Raw genomic sequence first — 17,498 nt, forward strand, 5'->3', positions numbered from 1 at the left:
CTTTACGGCCGGTGTCGGCCATTACCTATCGTGCAAACTCACAGGAAGGGACAGCAATGAAAAGACGGGATTTCTTGCGGACGGGCCTGGTACTCGGCACCGGCGCCGCCACCTCCACGCTGGCATTCGGAAAAGGCCTGGCCGCCGCATCGGCCGCCGAGGCCACGGCGGCCTCATCGGCACGGCCACGAATCAAGCCGGTCCATTACAGCTTCCCCAAGGACTTCCGCTGGGGCTGCGCCACGGCGGCCTACCAGATCGAGGGTGCCGTCGACGAGGACGGGCGCGGCAAGACCAACTGGGACATCTTTTCCCACACGCCCGGCAAGGTGGCCAACAACGACAATGGCGACGTGGCCTGCGACAGCTACCACCGCTACCCCGAAGACATCGCGCTGCTGAAAAATCTGGGCGTGCGCAGCTACCGCCTGTCGATCGCCTGGTCGCGCATCTTCCCCGACGGGCGCGGCAAGCCCAACCAGAAGGGCGTGGATCACTACAACAAGGTGATCGACGCGCTGCTGGCCGCGGGCATCGAGCCCCACGTCACCATGTTCCACTGGGATCTTCCCGCCGCCCTGCCCGGCGGCTGGCAGAACCGCGACACCGCCTACGCGCTGGCCGATTATTCGGGCTTCGTCGCCAGCCAGTTATCCGACCGCGTCCATCACTTCATGACGGTGAACGAGCTGCGCTGCTTCACCGACCAGGGCTACGGCTCGGGCATCAAGGCGCCGGGGTTGAAACTGCCGCCGGCCGAAGTCAACCAGGTGCGCCATCACGGCGTCCTGGGCCACGGTCTGGCCGTCCAGGCGATCCGCGCACACAGCAAGCCCGGCACGCAGGTGGGGCTGGCGGACAACACCGTCTTCTTCCTGCCCGCATTCGACACGCCCGAGCACGTCGCCGCCGCGAAAAAGGCCACGCGCGAGAACAACGCGATGTTCATGACGGCAATCATGGAAGGCCGCTACATCGACGAATACCTGAAACAGGAAGGCGACGCCGCACCGAAGGTAGAGCCCGGCGACATGGCCATCATCAGCAGCCCGCTCGATTTCGTGGGGCTCAATATCTACGCGCCCGAATGGGTGCGCGCCGACGACGGCCCCACCGGCTACAAATACATTCCGCACCTTCCCTCGTCGCCGCGCATGGCCTCGCCGTGGCTCGTCGTGGGCCCCGAAGTCGCCTACTGGGGCGTGCGGCTGACCAGCGAACTGTGGAACCCCAAGGCGATCTACATCACCGAAAACGGCGCCTCCGCCGACGACCCGGTCACCGACGGCCACATCGACGACGCCGACCGCATCATGTACCTGCGCAACTACGTCGGCCAGTTCCAGCACGCCGTCGCCGAAGGCTATCCGCTGAAGGGCTATTTCCTGTGGAGCCTGCTGGACAACTTCGAATGGGCGGACGGCTACGGCAAGCGCTTCGGCCTGCACTACGTCGATTTCGCCACGCAAAAGCGCACCCCGAAACTCAGCGCCGCCTGGTACAAGGAAGTGATCCGGCAGAACCGGGTGGTGTGACAAAGTCCGGGCGATAACGCATCGCCTCGAAGGCAACGGCGCTTGCTGTTGCCTGTTCCTGACACGCGGAGTCGACATGGACGTCGATTTCGTCAACGTGGGCGACGGCACGGCATGGGTGCGCAGTCGTCTTTGTAAAACACGTGATGTCAGGGGCGCCAACGTGCCGGGGATGGGCCTCGAGGCTAGACCCCGTGGCCCTCGTCCGGCCATTTCCCAACCGCCTCGGCCCCCGCCTGCCGCGCAAGTTCCTTGATTCTGAGCGCGCGCAACTGTTCAGACTTTTTGAGTCCTTCGCGTGCTTCCTTGATCACTTCGTGGGCCAGGTTCTGGCTGGTGTGATGCCGTTTCGCATCGATGGCGGCGTCCAGCCGTTGCTGGGCTGACCGGATCCCTTTATCGACCCGGTAAAGAGGAGCATGCGGGTTGGTGGCCAGCGGTGGGTCGTAGCTTTTCGTCATGGTTTTTCGATATGTGAGACGCGAGCCCGACACATCGACGCGAAGCAAAACGCCCTCATCGTTTCGGGCTCTCGGCGGTGAACGGAGAACAGCACGGCTTGGTGACGGGCTGGAATTCCATCAGTTCCACCCGGGTGCCGTCCGGGTCGTAGAGGTTCGCCTGCCACTTGCCGTCCTTGCCCATTTGCGGGCCGTCGTGGCGCGGGCTCAGGCGGTTTTGATCGATCAGTGTCGTCACCGCCGCCTCCATGTTTGGCACGCCCAGCGAGAGGTGGTCGAGCACGCCCAGTTGATGGGCATCGACATGGTCAAGTGGGGTCGTCGATCCCGGCCCCACCATCATGTACTCGAGCCAGTCCGTGCCATCGGGCACCTGCTGGGAGATCCAGTCGACGGCGCCTTCCTTCATCGCGCCGTGCCAGTAAGGGCGAAAGCCCAGGATGTCGCGGTAGAAGGCATCTTCCTTTGCGCGGTCGTGGACCAGGTAACCGACATGGATGATGCGCCCGCTGATCGCACCGGCCACGGCGGTGGTGTCGCTGGTGGCGGGCTGCACGAACTGCACTTCGTTGCCTTCCGGGTCGTGCACCGAAAACCACGCGCCCTCTTCGCCACGGTGCAGCGCACTCGCACCGGTCACGCCACGCGCCAGCAGATAGGCGCGCAGGCCTGACACGTCGACGGTGTTGTACGCCACGTGCGCCAGCATGCTCTTGCCGTGATGCGCCGGTGCGGGCAGTACCTCGACGAATTGCCGCAGGCTGAAGTAATAGCGCACGCCCGCGGCCGTCTCCGGGTCTGCGCCCTTTTTGGCGCCCAGGATCACGGTGTAGAAATGCTCGCTGGCCGCGCGGTCGGTCGAATAGACGGCCAGATGCGACACGCCCGTAATCGCCGGGCGCACATCCTTCGCCAAGGCTGGGCTTGTCGCTGCGCCCAGCAGCATCACTCCTGCCATCACCACCGCGCCGAACGCGAATTTTCTGTCCGTCATGTCGCTTCCCCGATAATGGTCTTGATCACAGCGATTGCAGATAGTCGCGGCACGCCGCCAGCGATTTCATGATCGGCTGGATGTGCGGCGGCTCCTGTTCGACGAACGCATGCACCACGCCGGCCTGGCGTGCGGCGGCGAAGATCGGCGGCCAGTCGATCACGTCGCCGGCGCCGATCACCCCGCTGGCGAAATCGCTGCCATAGGTGCCGGGCGCAGGTCGCGCCTTGAGGCCCTTGATGTGCAGCAGGCGGATCCGGTCGGCATGCTTCTTCAGCAGCGCGATCGGATCGACGCCACCGGCGACCGCCCAGGCGACATCCAGCTCCAGCTTCACCAGCGCCGGGTCGGTGTGCTTCAGGATCACGTCGTAGCCGCGCTGGCCGTCGTAGTCGGCGAATTCGATCGGATGATTGTGATAGCCGAGCTTCAGCCCCGCCGCCTTCGCCAGCGCGCCGACCCGGTTGAGCTCGGCCGCGTTCTTCTTCCAGGCGTCGAGCGTCATGGCATCGCGGATCGCCGGAATCCAGTCGCCCTCTTTGAGCGGTTTGTCCGGCCGCGGGGATGACGCCACGATCCACTGGACGCCCATCGCCTGCGCCTCGGCGATGCGGGCGGCGGCATCGGCGAACAAGTCGCCCATCGAGAAATGCGCGCTTACCGGCTTCAACCCGGCCTGCACGATCGCCTCGCGAAACGCCTTCGGCGTGCGTCCGTGCAGGCCGGCCGTTTCGATTTCGCGATAGCCCAGCTTCGCAAGCTGCGCCAAGGTGCCCTCGAAATCCTGATCCAGCTCGGCCTTTACCGACCACAGCTGCACGCCCAGCGGCCACGGATAGCCGCGCCCGGCCGCCCACGCAAAGCGCGGCAACACACTTGCCACCGCACCGGCGCCCACTACACCCAATACGCCCAGCATCTCGCGCCTCGTCATCGTCATGCCGTTCTCTCCCTTGGCGCCGGCCGTCGTTGCGACGGCCGTGCGCGAAAACCATCGCCTCCGGCAGCGCAAGCCCTGCCGACGGCGTCAGATGTGGCGCCAACATGCGCCGTGTCGCTCGTGCCCCTCCGCGTAGGTATAACGCATCGCGGCCGGCCTTCCCATACTGACCACGCATCTCCAGCGGCAAGCGTGGGAAGACCCTCGTCTGGTTGTATCTCTCGGTGTGGAGAAGCCCCCGATCAAAAAATGCCTGCGGCGGGCCGAGTGTGCGACAGATGGCGGTGATGTCTGGAGGGCAGCATCTGAGATAACAAAACCGACGCAATATGGATGGCTAAACGAATATGGCAGTTCGAAAAGAATGCACAAAATCGCTGTCGATTGATGGATCACAACCGCACACGCGCGATTTTTTACGTAAGATCAAAGCGACCATCGACCATGAAGGAGAGATCGCGTGAAGCAAGTGGAAAGCATGACGAAAGTGCGCCGTTCCAGCCGTAACGCCTGCCTGACCCTGGGCCTGGCGCTTGCCTTCGCCCTCGCCGCCCCGGCCCAGGCGCAGAACGACAAGATGACCCCGATCCCCACCCCTGCGCAGGCCAACGCCATCGAGCTGGGAACCGGTGCGCTGCCGAATGCCACGGCGAGCGAGTCGTGGCACAGCCAGTACGGCAGCACCTTCGCGCGCAACGTCACCGTCGCCACGCTCACGCCTTACCTGCCCGATGCGGGCAAGGCCACTGGTGCAGCGGTCATCGTCGCACCGGGTGGCGGCTTCAGGACGCTGTCGATGGAAAACGAGGGCTCGGACGTGGCCAAGGCGCTTGCCGCCCAGGGCGTTGCCGCCTTCGTGCTGAAGTACCGGCTCAAGCAGACGCCCAAGGACATGGCCGGGTTCGAGGAGTCGATGAAGAAGATGTTCTCGTCGACCGCGAAGCGACCGGAGCCGAAGGCAAGCGATGTCATCTCCGATCTCGCCCCGCAGCTCGCCGACTCGCGCGCCGCCTTCGAGCTGGTTCGCAAGAACGCCGCCAAATGGCACGTCAACCCCAACCAGGTCGGCATGGTCGGCTTCTCCGCCGGCGCCATGCTGACGCTGGCCACCGAACTGAACGTCGAGAGCGCCAAGCCCGCCTTCATCGGCCTCATCTACGGCCCGCTCGCCGCGGTGAAAGTACCGGCCGATGCGCCGCCCATGTTCGTGGCGCTGGCCGCCGACGATCCGTTCTTCGGCAATGCCGGCTTCGGCCTCATCCAGAGCTGGCGCGACGCCAAGCGCCCGGTGGAATTCCACCTGTATGAGCAAGGCGGCCACGGCTTCGGCATGTACCAGAAAACAACCACCAGCACCGGCTGGTTCGGCGACTTCTCCCGCTGGCTGACGATGCACGGCTGGATCAAGCCGGCGCACTGAATCTCGTACCGGCGTGCAATCGCGCAATAACGCGCCACACCACGGCGGCGGGCACCACCCGCCGCCGAACTTTTGTCCGGTGAAGCGTGCGAGTCACGTCGACTTGCTGCTCCACCGCGGTTCTTGGCTTGGCAGATGACCGGCCCGACATGAACATGCCAGCTGCAGACCCCGGCCATCCGTTCCGGTCCACCATGCGCAGCCGCGTGGCTGCATGGCTGGCGGTGGCATTGCTGGCTGGCTGCGCCTCCCAGCAAACGCAACCGCCGCGCAGCCCGGCACAGGTGCGCGCGCAGATAGTGCGGCTGATGCCGGCCGGCGTGACCGATCGCGAGGGCTGGGCCACCGACATCCAGGTGGCCTTCGCCGCACAAGGCATCCAACCGGAGGTGGCCAACCTGTGTGCGGTGCTGGCGGTGACCGAACAGGAATCGGGTTTCAAGGTCGACCCCGTCGTACCGGGGCTGGCGAAGATCGCGCGGCAGGAGATTGACCGCCGTGCCGCGGCGAAACACGTGCCCGGTTTCCTGGTGGACGCGGCGCTGTGGTTGAAGTCGCCCGATGGCCGGCGCTACAGCGAACGGCTGGCGGCGGCGCGCACCGAGAAGCAATTGAGCGGGATCTTTCAGGATTTCATCGGCATGGTTCCGCTGGGCAAGCGCCTGTTCGGCGACTTCAATCCGGTGTACACGGGCGGGCCAATGCAGGTGAGCATCGCGTTCGCCGAGGCGCATGCGCACGATTATCCGTATCCGCTGCAGCGCTCGATCCGTGACGAGGTGTTCAGCCGGCGCGGTGGCATGTACTTCGGCATCGCGCACCTGCTCGGCTATCCGGTGGATTACCCGCGGCCGCTGTACCGCTTCGCCGATTTCAACGCCGGCTGGTACGCCAGCCGCAACGCCGCGTTCCAGCACGCGGTGAGCGTCGCTTCCGGCATCCCGCTGGCGCTGGACGGCGACCTGCTGCCGCCGGATGCCGGCTTTGGCGATCGCCCCGGCGCCACCGAGCTGGCCGTGCGCAGCGTGTCCGCGCAATTGGACATGAGCGACAGGGCCATCCATCGCGCCCTGGAACAGGGCGAGAGTCACGACTTTGCAGACAGCAAACTCTACGCCCGCCTGTATGCGCTGGCCGAGGCCATCGAACGCAAACCGCTGCCCCGCGCGCAGCTACCGGGCATCACACTGAAGAGTCCAAAGATCACCCGCAAGCTCACCACCGCATGGTTTGCCGGGCGCGTGGACCAGCGCTGGCAGCGTTGCATGGCACGGGCGAAATAGCGGGCGCGACGCGTCACGCGTCCGCACCGTGGACTGCCGGCTTGTATGACGCATGGCAGTTGTGGCGCCCGTGATGACCGTAACAGCATCGGCGCAACTGCCGGATGGTGGAGGGCAGCTCGAAAGTCAGCCACCTCCGGATCCCCGTTTCTTTCGCAAAACAGGGAAAAACCATGTGGCTTGTATCACCTGTCGTGAATGCGCTGATGGCGGTCCTGTTGCTGGCGGGCGTGCCCTTCCTGGGTTATCTCGTCTGGCAGAAATGGCGACATCGGCGGCGCCTCGCCGATATCGCAGGCCGCGCAGGCCTGCGGGGATCGAGCGTCCACTATCTGCTGATCAGTGCGGCAATAGCGCTGGTGGTGACATGCGTGCTGCTGCTGTGGTCACCGCCGGTGGCGCCGTTCCTGCGGGAAGGATCGCCGCAACGGGTCTTTGCCGGGCTGGGGCTGGGCGTGCAGGCGATCGTGATGGCGCTGCTTTACGGCGTGGTGCAGACCGGTTTCGTCGAGGAGCTGGTATTCCGCGGCCTGATCGCCGGGAGCCTGGCGCGACGGATGCCGCTGGCGTGGGCGGATCTGTTGCAGGCGCTGATCTTCCTGCTGCCCCATCTGCTGATCCTGCAGACGATGCCGCAGATGTGGGTACTGCTGCCGCTGGTCTTTCTGCTGGCGTTGGCGATGGGCTGGGTACGCATCAAGTCGGGCTCCATCCTGGGGCCATGGCTGGTGCATGCCACCTTGAACGTCACGATGTGCCTGATGGTGGCTGCGCGCACGGCGGCCTGAGCTTCGGCAACAGGGTGTTTGCTGGTGCCGTTGATCTCCCCTCCCTTGCGAGGCGGCGCGTCGTCGATTTCTGCCCGGATCCGGGAGCCACCATCTCACCCACTTCAGGCGGCGGCCTGCTTGACGACATCGACATCACGGCAAAGAGACCAGCGCATGAAGCCTCCATCGCTCCCTTCGACGGCAAGGTCAGCCAACGCGACACAACGCAGATTGATCGGGGGCATCGTCATCGTGGCGTTGCTGACCGTGGCCCTGATGATCGCCGTCCTGGCCATCGGTGGCCGTCCCGATCCGGCGCCGCTGCGCGCCGCCTCCACCCTGCTCGACGGCACGTGGCGATTCCACACCGACGACGATCCGCGCTGGGCGGCCGCCGACATCGACGACAGCGGCTGGCAGACGATGGACCTGACCGCCCCACCCGGCCAGCACGATGGCGACGTGGGCCTGCCCGACTACGTGGGCGGATGGAGCGCGCACGGCCATCCGGGTTATCACGGCTACGCCTGGTATCGACGCACGGTAAAGGTGCCAGGCACCAGCGCGTCATGGGACATCCTGGGACCGACCCTGGTCGACGACGGCTATGCGCTGTACTGGAACGGCCGGCTGCTGGGCGGCTCGGGTCGGCTCGGCCCCGACGCGCGCCTGGTCGGCACGCGGCCGCTGCGGTTCGCGCTGCCCGCCGACGCGGCAGGCACCACCGGCGTGCTCGCCATCCGCATCTACATGCTGGCGCGCCCCAGTCCCAACGCGGAGGCCGGCGGCATGCACACCGCGCCCATCCTGGCGCCACGGCCCACCAGCGACGCGCTGCACCGCGCGCAGTGGCAGCGGACCATCGCCGGATACATCGTCGATGTGGTCGAACCGGCCGCCATGCTGGCGGTCATCGCCCTGGCGCTCGTGTTCGGCTCACACAGCAACCGCAAGGGTTTCCTGGTGTTTGCCTGCATCGCGCTTGCGCTGACGGCAGCCCGGCGGCTCAACAACGCGATCGTGTCATGGACCGACCTGCAGGATCTGCGCACCTACACATGGCTGGCCTCGGTGATGTGGGTACCGACGATGACCGCCTGGCTGCTGGCCTGGAACCGCTGGCGCCTGCCCGCATGGCGAAGCATCGATGCACTCGCCGTCGTACTGGGCATCGCCGGCATCGTCGGCGCGCTGGCCCACCTGCCGACCTGGACGAACATCAGCCGGCTGGGTTCGCTCGCGCTGTTCGTCGTCATCGTCGCGCGCATCGTCTGCGGTGGCCCGCCGCGCACCTTGGCACTCATCACCTTGGCCACGGTGCTGGCCGCCCTGTTCGGCGGCGAGCTGCTCGACCCGATCGGCGTGCCGGGCATCTGGTTTCCCTTCAACATCGGCGTGTCGCGCACGCAATACATCTACGCGATCAGCATTCCGCTGCTGGCTGTCCTGATCGTGCGGACGTTGCTGCCGAGGGACGGGCAGCGATGACGGAGGATTGGTGCAGCGATGGCTCGGCACGGGGTTGAAACCGGGTCGACTCCTGCTGCTCCCGGTGCTGCCGGTGCCGGTCGGCTCAAGAACGCAGCAACCTCCCAACCCAAGGCCACGCAAAGGCCAGCAGCATCAGAGCAACAAGCACGCCACCCACCCACTTGGCTTGCACCAACTCGCGCCTGCGTTCGCGGGCGATCAGGGCCATGTCCTGGTCCAGTTGTGCCATGTCCTGCGATAGTCGTTCCGGGTCCGCCAGCGAGGCCTCGACGGCGTCGGGCTCCTGCATCCGGGCCGTGATGGCTTCCATCCGCTGCAAGGCCTCGTTGTACTGGTCGGACATCAACGGGTTCCAGTCGTGGTCGTGGCCGGTCGCCTGCTTCCACAGCAGCCGAGCCAGCGCATAAACCACTTTCGGCGGCTCTTTCGACTTCGGCAGACCCACCTCCACCACACCACGGGCAAGCGCACCAAGGCGAAACGTCGCAAACAGCCGATCGGTCCAGTGGATGGCGGTGGCCACGCGCGCGAACTGCTTGACGCGAAACATCAGCCGAAAGCTCTCGACACCGTTGCGGTGGGTGACCGCATGGAGGAAGACGCCGGAAACATCGCGCCAGGCAATCCGGCCATTCAGCGGCGTGGCGAAACCGGCCGAAGTCAGTTCGAGCGCGGGACGACCGATACCGGGCAAGGTACGCGCCAGGATCAGGCCACCGCTCACGAGAAAGACCGCGCCGACGAGGACAGGAATCCAGTCCTGCCATAACGTCGTGACCCCCATATGCCAGACCCCTGCCCCGGCGGCGGCCAGCAACAAGCCAACTGGCACCACCCAGACCGAACGGGGAACCCGCAGCGAATCGCCGGGCCCCCAGGCCCGTCCGGTGAGCTCGTCGAGACGACGCTGACCATCGGCGCGCTCGCGCTCCTCCCGCCGCCGCTCGCGGCGACGGTCGCTGAAATACGCCAGCGCTATCACGCCGATACCAACGATCAACACAACCAAGGATGCAGGATTGCTGCGCAACCCAGCCAGCCCTGCCCCGATGGCGATCACGCCGAAAACCACCAGAAAAAGATTGACGAGCTGAGGCATGTCCGACCCACCTTCCATTGGCAAGACGGCGATTGTGACGAGCCTGCTGGCCTCACTGCAATGCCGGGCCCGAAAAATTTGTGCGGACATGAAAGGCACTCATTCAAGCGTGCCCGCATTCGGCCAAACTCTGGCCCAACACGCCGCAAAAATTACCCGCAACGTTGCGACAAAGCCTATCCACGCGCCGCAGCACATCGCTGTCATGATCATGAATCCGCACTCGCCCATGCTGTATCGGGACGTACATGAGTGTCGAAGGGCTCGATCCAATTTGGAATTTGTCCAGTCAGAACCGTCCCAAAAGATGCCCCAGACGAGCAATGGGAACAGTACCAATCCGAAAAGGATGAGCACGGCCAGGCACGCCAGGATCGCGCCCTCTCTGGTCGTCCTGCGCTTCAATCTGATGGGAGTCGCCAACCCAAACAGGGCAAGCATGAGCGGGGCCCCACGATCATCCAATGCCAGTAGAAATAGGTTCGTGCGGGATAGGCAGAACATGCCATCAGTTTTCTGATGAGGGGCACCGAACCGAAATCGACGATCGTGGGAAAATGGTTGAGCGGGAAAAAGGCCAGCAGAAATGAGAGCGCCGCGTACGTGGCCATGACCGCGTATGTCCATTTCCACGGAGAGTCGTAGCTCGCCAGTTTCATCTTTGACATCCCAGTACGAAGACAAAGCCATTTGCAGAAGCGGCGGCTAACCAGGCGGCGCCCCTTCCGCTTCCCCGATCGGGTTCAACCTTCAGCGATCGGACGAATGACGCGGCATGGATTCCCGGCCGCGACGACGCCAGCGGGGACGTCGCGCGTAACCACGGCACCCGCGCCGATAATGCTGTTGTCGCCGATCGTGACGCCGGGCGTGATCGTGACCGAGCCGCCTATCCACACGTTGTTGCCGATGGTGACCGGCTTGGGGAGCTCCCAGCCGTCGAGACGGCGCGCGATGTCTTCCGCATGATTGGGGGTGTAGATACCGCAGCGCGGCCCGATCAGGCAGTCCGCTCCGATGGTTACCGCACCGCCGCCGATGACCATGAAATCGGCATTGATAAACGTGCGGTCGCCTATGAGCAGGCGCGCGCCATAGTCGATCCGGATCGGCGGACGAAAATCGATCCCCGCGCCCGCGCCGGGAACGAGCCCGTGGAAAAGGCGCATCGCCTCCTCCGCATCGTCGTAGTAGATGCGATTGATCACCGCACACGTCGCGTTCGCCTCGCGCGTCAGCGCCTGCAGGGCGGGCGATGCGCGATAACGCATCCAGTCGCCCGCCACCATGCGCCGCAGATCCTCATCCGTCTCGAGTAGCGCGGCCATCCTGTCGTCAATGAACTGCGCCTGGTGCGTCACGGTGACCTCTCCTGCCTGTCTTCAACACTCAATCCAAACCGCGACATGTTGGGAAGCAATGATATCGAACTCATTTACCCGCCCCGAAGCCGTACAAAATACGCCTCGAAAGCAGGCCCGAGCTCCGTGGCCAGGGCCACGGCAATGAACCCGGCATCTTTTCTCTAAAGCGATCAGGCCCGGCGCCGACGATCGACGAATTCCCAGACCTTCGAGATCACCACCGAACCCTCGCCGACGGCCGAAGCCACGCGCTTTACCGATCCGCTGCGCACGTCGCCCACCGCAAAGATGCCAGGCAGCGAGGCGGCGTAGGGCGAGTCGGCGCCGGCCGCCTCACCGGTGAGCACGAAGCCCTTGTCGTCCAGCTTGACCAGGTCCGCCAGCCACTCGGTATTGGGGGCGGCGCCAACCATGATGAAGAGCGCCCGGGTCGGTACCGTTTCTTCGCGCCCGTGCGCGGTGTGGCGGATCGTCACCGCATCCAGATGATCGCTGCCGTGCAGCGCGCTGACTTCGGCACCGTATTCGATCGTGATCGTCGGCTCCGCTTCGAGCCGGCTCGACAGGTAGCTCGACATCGATGCCGCCAATGATCGACCGCGCACCAGCAAGCGAACCCGGCTCGCGGTGCGGCTGAGAAACATCGCCGCCTGGCCGGCCGAATTGCCGCCGCCGATGATGATCGCCTCCGTGCCCTTGCTGTAACGCGCCTCGATGTCGGTCGCGGCGTAATAAATGCCCGCGCCCTCGAACTCGGCCAGCCGCTCGATCGGCAGGCGGCGATATTGCACGCCGGTCGCCACCACGACCGCCCTGGCGCGAATCCGCCTGCCGTTGTCGAAGGTGGCGCAAAAGCTGCCGTCATCCAGCACCTCCAGTTGCGCGACGCGACGCGGCATGGCGAAACGCGTGCCGAACTTCATCGCCTGGATTTCGCCACGCCACACCAGGTCGGCACCGGAAATGCCGGTAGGGAAACCCATGTAGTTTTCGATACGGCTCGACGTGCCTGCCTGCCCACCAATGGCGATGTCTTCCGTCACCAACGCGCAGAGTCCCTCCGCACCGGCATAGACGCCGGCCGCCACACCCGCCGGCCCGCCGCCGACGATCAACACATCGAAATCCTCGTCATCGACCAGATCCAGGTTGAGCCCGAGCAGACGCGCGACCTTGTCCGGCGTTGGATCGATGACAATCGCATCCCGCCCAAAAATGACGGCGGGACGATCCGGCGCCAGCGAACACGTGGCGGCCACGGCGTTCGCCTCGGCGCTGCCAAGCTCAAACGAGCTGTAGGGAATACGGTTGCGGGTGGCGAATTCGGCGATGCAACGGACATCGCGGTCGAGCTCCTCGCCGATCAGCACCAGCGTACTGTGGCGTTGCTCGATCTGACCGCGACGGCGCGCGGAGAAAACGCGGATGATGATGTCCGACATCTCGGGGATCTGTGACATCAACGTCAGCATCGTGGCACGTGGCACCTCGATCACGGACGTATCGCACACGGCGCGCATCGGCATGGAGAAGCTGCCGCCGTTGAGGAACGAAATCTCCCCCATGAACTGGGTCGGCCCCAGCGTTGATGGCACATGACGCTCATCGGTGTAGGCGTTGACGAGCTCGATTTCGCCATCAACGACATAGATGAAGCGATCGGCCAGTTGGCCCGGGCGCGCGAGGTAGCTGCCGGCCGCGTAGACCGCCTGCGTACCCGCCTCACGCAACGCGGCAACGTGCGCGGGCGCCAGCGGGGTACGCTGCATGACGCGCAAATCGTCGCCGATCGATTCCATAAGACCCCGCCTCTGCGATGCGTTCCAGCACGTCGCCTACCGAATGGACGGCTCCCGGGGAAAACACATGCGAACGATCATAACGCTGCCGACGGGGCGAAACTGGCAACCTGGTGTTGGACCTGGCTTGCGGAAGGAGGCGACCACGACCGTGCGCTGTCTCTCCGGCTTCAGCGCACGCTGAATCCTGGTCGGCCGCTCAACCACGGCTCACGGATTGCCGGGTGCAGACCGCCAAGCGCCGAGGTGGGTCGGCTGCGGTTTGACCGAAGCCCACGAATTACAAGTCAGCGGCGAAGCGTTCAAACGGTTGCAGGTGAACCTGACCCGCTTTTAGCTTGCCGAGAACGTGAAGGGCATTTCCGACAACCGCCTTCTGCACTAACCTCGTGCGCAGGGGGCGGGCAATGGCTTTTTGGTGGGTGAATCACAAACAGACGCGCGACCACGAGGTTCGTGGCGGCTACCTGTGGTCGCCCTACCGGAACACCAACGGCGCGTTCAACCAGACCTACGAGAACATGAAGCTCGTGCGGCCTGGCGACATGGTGTTCTCGTACGCCAACGGCCGCATCGGTGCTATCGGCCGGGTCACCGTCGCCGCTTCGCCGAGTCCCAAGCCCATCGAATTTGGCAATGTCGGCGACTACTGGGCCCATGAAGGCTGGCTGGTCGAAGTCGACTTCAAGGGCACTAAACGGCCACTCCAGCCGAAGGAAAACCTTCAGCTCATCGGCCCGATGCTACCGCAGCGTAATTCGCCTATCCAAAAGAACGGCAATGGCAACCAGGGTTGCTATCTGGCCGGCATCTCCGATGCCCTGGGTCATGTGTTGATGGCACTGCTTGGCGCACAGCAGGCCCACGAATTGGACCAACCGCCCGCCTACGTCATCGATCCGCAGCCAAACGCACAAGCCCTGGATGATATCCACCGCATCGAGATCGATGCGTCGGTTCCCGAGACCCACCGCCTGCAACTGGCCAAGGCCCGCATCGGCCAGGGCTTCTTTCGCAAGCAAGTCATCCTGCTCGATGGCGCCTGCCGCGTCACTGGCGTTACCGATACCCGGCTGCTTATCGCCAGCCATATCAAACCGTGGCGCGAAGCCAACAACGCGGAACGCCTCAGCGGCCACAACGGCCTGCTGCTCTCGCCGCATGTCGACGCCCTGTTCGATGAACAATTCATCACCTTCGAGAATGACGGGCGAATGCGGGTGCATCCATCACTGTCGGGTGACGTGCTTGAGCGGTGGTCCATCGATCCAGAGAAAAAAGTTGAGCGGTTCCGCCCGGAACAAACATCGTTCCTCGCACACCACCGGAAACTTTTCGGCCAAAGGTCGAAAGACGCTTGACCGCCGACGAGGCACGTTCTTTCAAGACACCTGCGCGTGTTCTTCCCGCAAACATCAAGTTATCTTTGGGATGCCAGGGAAAGCTCAGGGGGAGATATGGCGAAGCGCAAGCAAAGCGGCATTGAGGCTGTGGCCGCCATGCCATGGCCGATGGGCATCGTGCTCGGCCTGCTCGGTTACGTGGCTTTCCGCTACGGCATAGGCTGGTATCTCAGCACTACCGGAAACCCGTATCTATCGGGGCTGGGAAATCTGGCCTCCGCAGGAACCTACGCGCCACTGGGCTGGATGGTGCTCGTCGGCTGCTGGGTGGCAGCTATCGGCTCATTCATCGGACGCGCACGGCGCCGGAAGCTCTTCGATAAGCAGACCGGCATCGACAGCCTGCGCCAGATGAGCTGGCGCCAATTCGAACAGTTGACGGGCGAAGCTTTTCGCCGCCAAGGCTATTCCGTCGAAGAAAACGGCTTGGGCGGTGCTGACGGCGGCGTCGACCTGTTCCTGCGCAAAGCGGGTCAGATCACGCTGGTCCAATGCAAACAATGGAAGAGCCGGCAAGTCGGCGTCAAAGAAGTGCGCGCAATGTACGGCCTGCTTGTGCACCACCAGGCCGTCGCCGTAAAGATCGTCGCCCTCGGCGACTACACCAGCGACGCCCGGCGCTTCGCTCATGGAAAACCCATCGAACTCATCCACGGTGACGAACTAATCGCCACGGTACGCACACTGCAGGCGGCCACGGCGCCCGTCACCCGCCCGATGGATAAGCCGCTTGCGCTCGCGGGAAGCATGTTCGCCGGCCTTCTGCTTATCGCAGCCCTCTCTCCCTCCACCAATCGCCAGCCGTCTGTAAACGTATCCGCAGCCATCAATGCTCAACGCGTGCCTCAACCGAAAGCGGTACATCGTCAGGCCGCGCCGCAGCGTTCGAACGCGGTCATGTACTTGAGCGACGCACAAAACGACGCACAACTGCGTGAGTGGAAAAAGAGGAACGCGGAATCGATGAAGATTTTGCAGAAGACGACGAAGGAGCTGCCGCGACGCTGACGCCGAGGGGCCCACCATTTTTCGGAAACACCGCCGCCAAGGCGGCAAAAAAACAAGCCAAAGCAAAAGCTTTCGTCCTCCTTCGGAGGGCGAGTCACTTTTCTCTGCGTGGCCAGAGAAAAGTAACCAAAAGAGAGGCCACCCCGCTTTCGCGCTTTCCGGGCATGAATGCCCGCAAAGTCCGCGTGCGGGCGGCGGGGTTTGTCGACAGTCCATCCATGGACTGACGCCAAACTGACCGGCATCCTGCCGGTCACCCTGCGGGCTGATCCGCCACCCGCCCGCCGCTGCACAGGGGAATGAAGATCAAGAGCAGCGCGCTCCCGCGCGCCAGAGCAGAGCGTCACGACCCCCGCGGCTTGGAGATGCAGCAACAGCTGCATCTGCTGCTGCTGCGTTTGCGTTTGCGTTTGCGTTTGCGTTTGCCGTTGCCGTTGATCTTCACTCCCTTGTGAGGCGGTGAGTCGCGGACGACAAGGCCGCGCAGCGGGAGCCGACATGGATGTCGGCTCCTTTTCGTCAGGGCACGACGCCCTGTCGAAAAGCCCGGCCGCGACTCACGGACTTGCCGGGCAACGCCCGGCAAGCGCCGAGGAGGGTGGCCTTCTCTTTGGTGACTTTCTCTTGGCCACCCAAGAGAAAGTTACTCGCGCGCCAAAGGCGCACGAAAGCTCTTGCTTCAACGGGCCACCGGCTAACGACAGCACATTCAAACGTTTGTAAATGAACCTGAGGTGGCCCGGCTTTTTCGGACACGTTAATTAAGCACTCATCGACTCGTCATCGACAACCGCAGGTATGCGATAACCGAGTGCTTGATGCAGCCGTTTGCGATTGTAGAAGCCTTCGATGTAGCTGACGATGGCGACCCTCGCGGCATCGCGTGTCGCGAAGGCCTCACCGTGAACGAGTTCGTTCTTCAGCGAGGAGAAGAAGCTTTCCGCACAGGCATTGTCGTAGCAGTCGCCGTGACGGCTCATGCTTGGCAGCAGGCCATCGGCGGCCATCAGACGACGGTAGTTACGTGAGCTGTAGAGCACGCCACGGTCCGTGTGGTGAATCAATCCTGCCGCTGGTTGGCGATGCGTGATCGCCATGCGCAACGCCGCCGACACCAGCGGCTCGTCATTGCGATCAGACATGGCCCAGCCAACGACCATTCGCGAGTGCAGATCGATCAACACGGCGAGGTAAAGCCAACCTTGCCGCGTGCTGATAAAGGTCACATCACCGACCCAGCATTGGTTGGGCTGCTCAGCCTGAAACTTCCGACGAAGCAGGTCCGGCGCCGTGTTCTTGTGGCGTCGCGCGTAGTGGGTCACCTTGAAACGACGGCGGCGACGAGCCTCGATGCCGTTCTCGCGCCTCACTCGCGCAACACGGTTGCGACCACAGGCGATGCCCTCGGCGACCAACGCCTTCCAGACCTTTCTCGTGCCATACGCTTCGCGCGACGCGTTGTGAATGCGTCGCACATGTGCTGTCAGGGTGAGGTCCTCGCGCTGGCGGGCGCTCGGTTCACGACCGCGCCACGCGTAGTAGCCGCTGCGGCTGACCGACAACACACGGCACATGCCGGTGAGCGAGAACTGGTCGGCGTGAGAGCGCATGAAGTCGTACTTCATGGCAGTTCCTTGGCGAAGTACGCCGCCGCTTTTTTTAAAATGTCGCGCTCCTCCGTCATGCGCGCCAGTTCGCGCTTGAGGCGCACAATCTCCGAATCTTGGTCCGCGTGCTTGCGGCCGGAGCCAGGAAAGGAGAGCTCGCCGGATCGGACCTGCTCGGCCTTCCATTTGTAAAGTTGGTTCCGTCGAATACCCAGGTCGATGGCTACCTCCGATGCGGGACGTTCGCCCGCATCAAGCAACCTGACCGCTTCGCGCTTGAACTCCGCGGTGAACCGTTGGCGCTTGACCATGTGACACCTCCCA

16 protein-coding genes are annotated in these 17,498 nt (G+C 64.0%); 8 read left to right on the forward strand and 8 right to left on the reverse strand.

Annotation, left to right across the window (positions count from 1 at the left end; genetic code table 11):
• Window positions 1-56: 56 nt before the first annotated feature.
• Window positions 57-1,535 (forward strand): GH1 family beta-glucosidase, encoded by a 1,479-nt coding sequence (locus ASD68_RS16130; protein ID WP_056608624.1) that lies wholly within the window; start codon window positions 57-59, stop codon window positions 1,533-1,535.
• Between the two features lie 185 nt (window positions 1,536-1,720).
• On the opposite strand, the gene ASD68_RS16705 is transcribed toward ASD68_RS16130, so the two are convergent.
• Genes ASD68_RS16705 through ASD68_RS16145 form a run of 3 tightly spaced genes read right to left on the reverse strand, consistent with a single transcriptional unit; the run spans window position 1,721 to window position 3,930 of the window.
• Entirely contained in the window at window positions 1,721-1,996 is a 276-nt protein-coding gene (locus tag ASD68_RS16705; RefSeq protein ID WP_082546114.1) for a hypothetical protein, read from the reverse strand.
• 55 nt (window positions 1,997-2,051) lie between these two features.
• Window positions 2,052-2,990 (reverse strand): VOC family protein, encoded by a 939-nt coding sequence (locus tag ASD68_RS16140; RefSeq protein ID WP_082546115.1) that lies wholly within the window; start codon window positions 2,988-2,990, stop codon window positions 2,052-2,054.
• Window positions 2,991-3,015: 25 nt separating this feature from the next.
• Entirely contained in the window at window positions 3,016-3,930 is a 915-nt protein-coding gene (locus ASD68_RS16145) for a sugar phosphate isomerase/epimerase (protein WP_082546116.1), read from the reverse strand.
• A 460-nt stretch (window positions 3,931-4,390) separates the two neighbouring features.
• Here ASD68_RS16145 and ASD68_RS16150 point away from each other — a divergent pair, with 460 nt between their 5' ends.
• The 4 genes from ASD68_RS16150 to ASD68_RS16165 all read left to right on the forward strand — a co-directional run bounded on the left by ASD68_RS16150 (window position 4,391) and on the right by ASD68_RS16165 (window position 8,891).
• On the forward strand, window positions 4,391-5,350 hold the full coding sequence (locus tag ASD68_RS16150; protein WP_156458445.1) for an alpha/beta hydrolase: 960 nt from the start codon (window positions 4,391-4,393) through the stop codon (window positions 5,348-5,350).
• Window positions 5,351-5,544: 194 nt separating this feature from the next.
• Window positions 5,545-6,633, forward strand: a complete 1,089-nt coding sequence (locus ASD68_RS16155; RefSeq protein WP_156458453.1) for a DUF1615 domain-containing protein — start codon at window positions 5,545-5,547, stop codon at window positions 6,631-6,633.
• A 173-nt stretch (window positions 6,634-6,806) separates the two neighbouring features.
• Window positions 6,807-7,421, forward strand: a complete 615-nt coding sequence (locus ASD68_RS16160; RefSeq protein WP_056608638.1) for a CPBP family intramembrane glutamic endopeptidase — start codon at window positions 6,807-6,809, stop codon at window positions 7,419-7,421.
• Window positions 7,422-7,577: 156 nt separating this feature from the next.
• Window positions 7,578-8,891: a hypothetical protein gene (locus ASD68_RS16165; protein ID WP_056608641.1), complete on the forward strand. Its 1,314-nt coding sequence runs from the start codon at window positions 7,578-7,580 to the stop codon at window positions 8,889-8,891.
• 85 nt (window positions 8,892-8,976) lie between these two features.
• Here ASD68_RS16165 and ASD68_RS16170 read toward each other — a convergent pair whose 3' ends face one another.
• The 3 genes from ASD68_RS16170 to ASD68_RS16185 all read right to left on the reverse strand — a co-directional run bounded on the left by ASD68_RS16170 (window position 8,977) and on the right by ASD68_RS16185 (window position 13,156).
• The gene (locus tag ASD68_RS16170) at window positions 8,977-10,083 is read right to left on the reverse strand and encodes a hypothetical protein (RefSeq protein ID WP_235578772.1); all 1,107 of its coding nucleotides are present in this window, start codon (window positions 10,081-10,083) and stop codon (window positions 8,977-8,979) included.
• A 653-nt stretch (window positions 10,084-10,736) separates the two neighbouring features.
• Complete coding sequence (locus ASD68_RS17435) at window positions 10,737-11,354, reverse strand: sugar O-acetyltransferase (protein ID WP_304437676.1); 618 nt, start codon at window positions 11,352-11,354, stop codon at window positions 10,737-10,739.
• Between the two features lie 173 nt (window positions 11,355-11,527).
• Complete coding sequence (locus ASD68_RS16185) at window positions 11,528-13,156, reverse strand: cyclic nucleotide-binding domain-containing thioredoxin-disulfide reductase (protein WP_056608648.1); 1,629 nt, start codon at window positions 13,154-13,156, stop codon at window positions 11,528-11,530.
• 407 nt (window positions 13,157-13,563) lie between these two features.
• Between ASD68_RS16185 and ASD68_RS16190 the strand changes: the two genes are divergently transcribed.
• The 3 genes from ASD68_RS16190 (at window position 13,564) to ASD68_RS17030 (ending at window position 16,022) form a co-directional block, all read left to right on the forward strand.
• Window positions 13,564-14,517, forward strand: a complete 954-nt coding sequence (locus ASD68_RS16190; protein ID WP_056608650.1) for an HNH endonuclease signature motif containing protein — start codon at window positions 13,564-13,566, stop codon at window positions 14,515-14,517.
• Window positions 14,518-14,613: 96 nt separating this feature from the next.
• On the forward strand, window positions 14,614-15,567 hold the full coding sequence (locus ASD68_RS16195) for a restriction endonuclease (RefSeq protein ID WP_056608654.1): 954 nt from the start codon (window positions 14,614-14,616) through the stop codon (window positions 15,565-15,567).
• A gap of 299 nt (window positions 15,568-15,866) precedes the next feature.
• Window positions 15,867-16,022, forward strand: coding sequence for a hypothetical protein (locus tag ASD68_RS17030; protein ID WP_156458446.1), 156 nt, complete (start codon window positions 15,867-15,869; stop codon window positions 16,020-16,022).
• 306 nt (window positions 16,023-16,328) lie between these two features.
• Here the strand turns inward: ASD68_RS17030 and ASD68_RS16200 are convergent, their stop codons facing one another.
• Window positions 16,329-17,192, reverse strand: coding sequence for an IS3 family transposase (locus ASD68_RS16200; protein WP_056608657.1), 864 nt, complete (start codon window positions 17,190-17,192; stop codon window positions 16,329-16,331).
• On the reverse strand, window positions 17,189-17,485 hold the full coding sequence (locus tag ASD68_RS16205; protein WP_007082825.1) for a transposase: 297 nt from the start codon (window positions 17,483-17,485) through the stop codon (window positions 17,189-17,191). The genes ASD68_RS16200 and ASD68_RS16205 overlap by 4 nt, the downstream gene beginning before the upstream one ends.
• Between the last annotated feature and the right edge of the window lie 13 nt (window positions 17,486-17,498).

This window comes from Rhodanobacter sp. Root627, from assembly GCF_001427835.1.
Lineage (GTDB): Bacteria > Pseudomonadota > Gammaproteobacteria > Xanthomonadales > Rhodanobacteraceae > Rhodanobacter > Rhodanobacter ginsenosidimutans.

Coding starts and splice junctions, on each gene's coding strand:
- ASD68_RS16145 (WP_082546116.1), bottom strand. CDS start 3,930: ATGACGATGACGAGGCGCGAGATGCTGGGCGTATTGGGTGTAGTGGGC.
- ASD68_RS16200 (WP_056608657.1), bottom strand. CDS start 17,192: ATGAAGTACGACTTCATGCGCTCTCACGCCGACCAGTTCTCGCTCACC.
- ASD68_RS16160 (WP_056608638.1), top strand. CDS start 6,807: ATGTGGCTTGTATCACCTGTCGTGAATGCGCTGATGGCGGTCCTGTTG.
- ASD68_RS16205 (WP_007082825.1), bottom strand. CDS start 17,485: ATGGTCAAGCGCCAACGGTTCACCGCGGAGTTCAAGCGCGAAGCGGTC.
- ASD68_RS16155 (WP_156458453.1), top strand. CDS start 5,545: ATGCGCAGCCGCGTGGCTGCATGGCTGGCGGTGGCATTGCTGGCTGGC.
- ASD68_RS16185 (WP_056608648.1), bottom strand. CDS start 13,156: ATGGAATCGATCGGCGACGATTTGCGCGTCATGCAGCGTACCCCGCTG.
- ASD68_RS16140 (WP_082546115.1), bottom strand. CDS start 2,990: ATGACGGACAGAAAATTCGCGTTCGGCGCGGTGGTGATGGCAGGAGTG.
- ASD68_RS16170 (WP_235578772.1), bottom strand. CDS start 10,083: ATGTCCGCACAAATTTTTCGGGCCCGGCATTGCAGTGAGGCCAGCAGG.
- ASD68_RS16130 (WP_056608624.1), top strand. CDS start 57: ATGAAAAGACGGGATTTCTTGCGGACGGGCCTGGTACTCGGCACCGGC.
- ASD68_RS16165 (WP_056608641.1), top strand. CDS start 7,578: ATGAAGCCTCCATCGCTCCCTTCGACGGCAAGGTCAGCCAACGCGACA.
- ASD68_RS16705 (WP_082546114.1), bottom strand. CDS start 1,996: ATGACGAAAAGCTACGACCCACCGCTGGCCACCAACCCGCATGCTCCT.
- ASD68_RS17030 (WP_156458446.1), top strand. CDS start 15,867: ATGAAGATCAAGAGCAGCGCGCTCCCGCGCGCCAGAGCAGAGCGTCAC.
- ASD68_RS16190 (WP_056608650.1), top strand. CDS start 13,564: ATGGCTTTTTGGTGGGTGAATCACAAACAGACGCGCGACCACGAGGTT.
- ASD68_RS16195 (WP_056608654.1), top strand. CDS start 14,614: ATGGCGAAGCGCAAGCAAAGCGGCATTGAGGCTGTGGCCGCCATGCCA.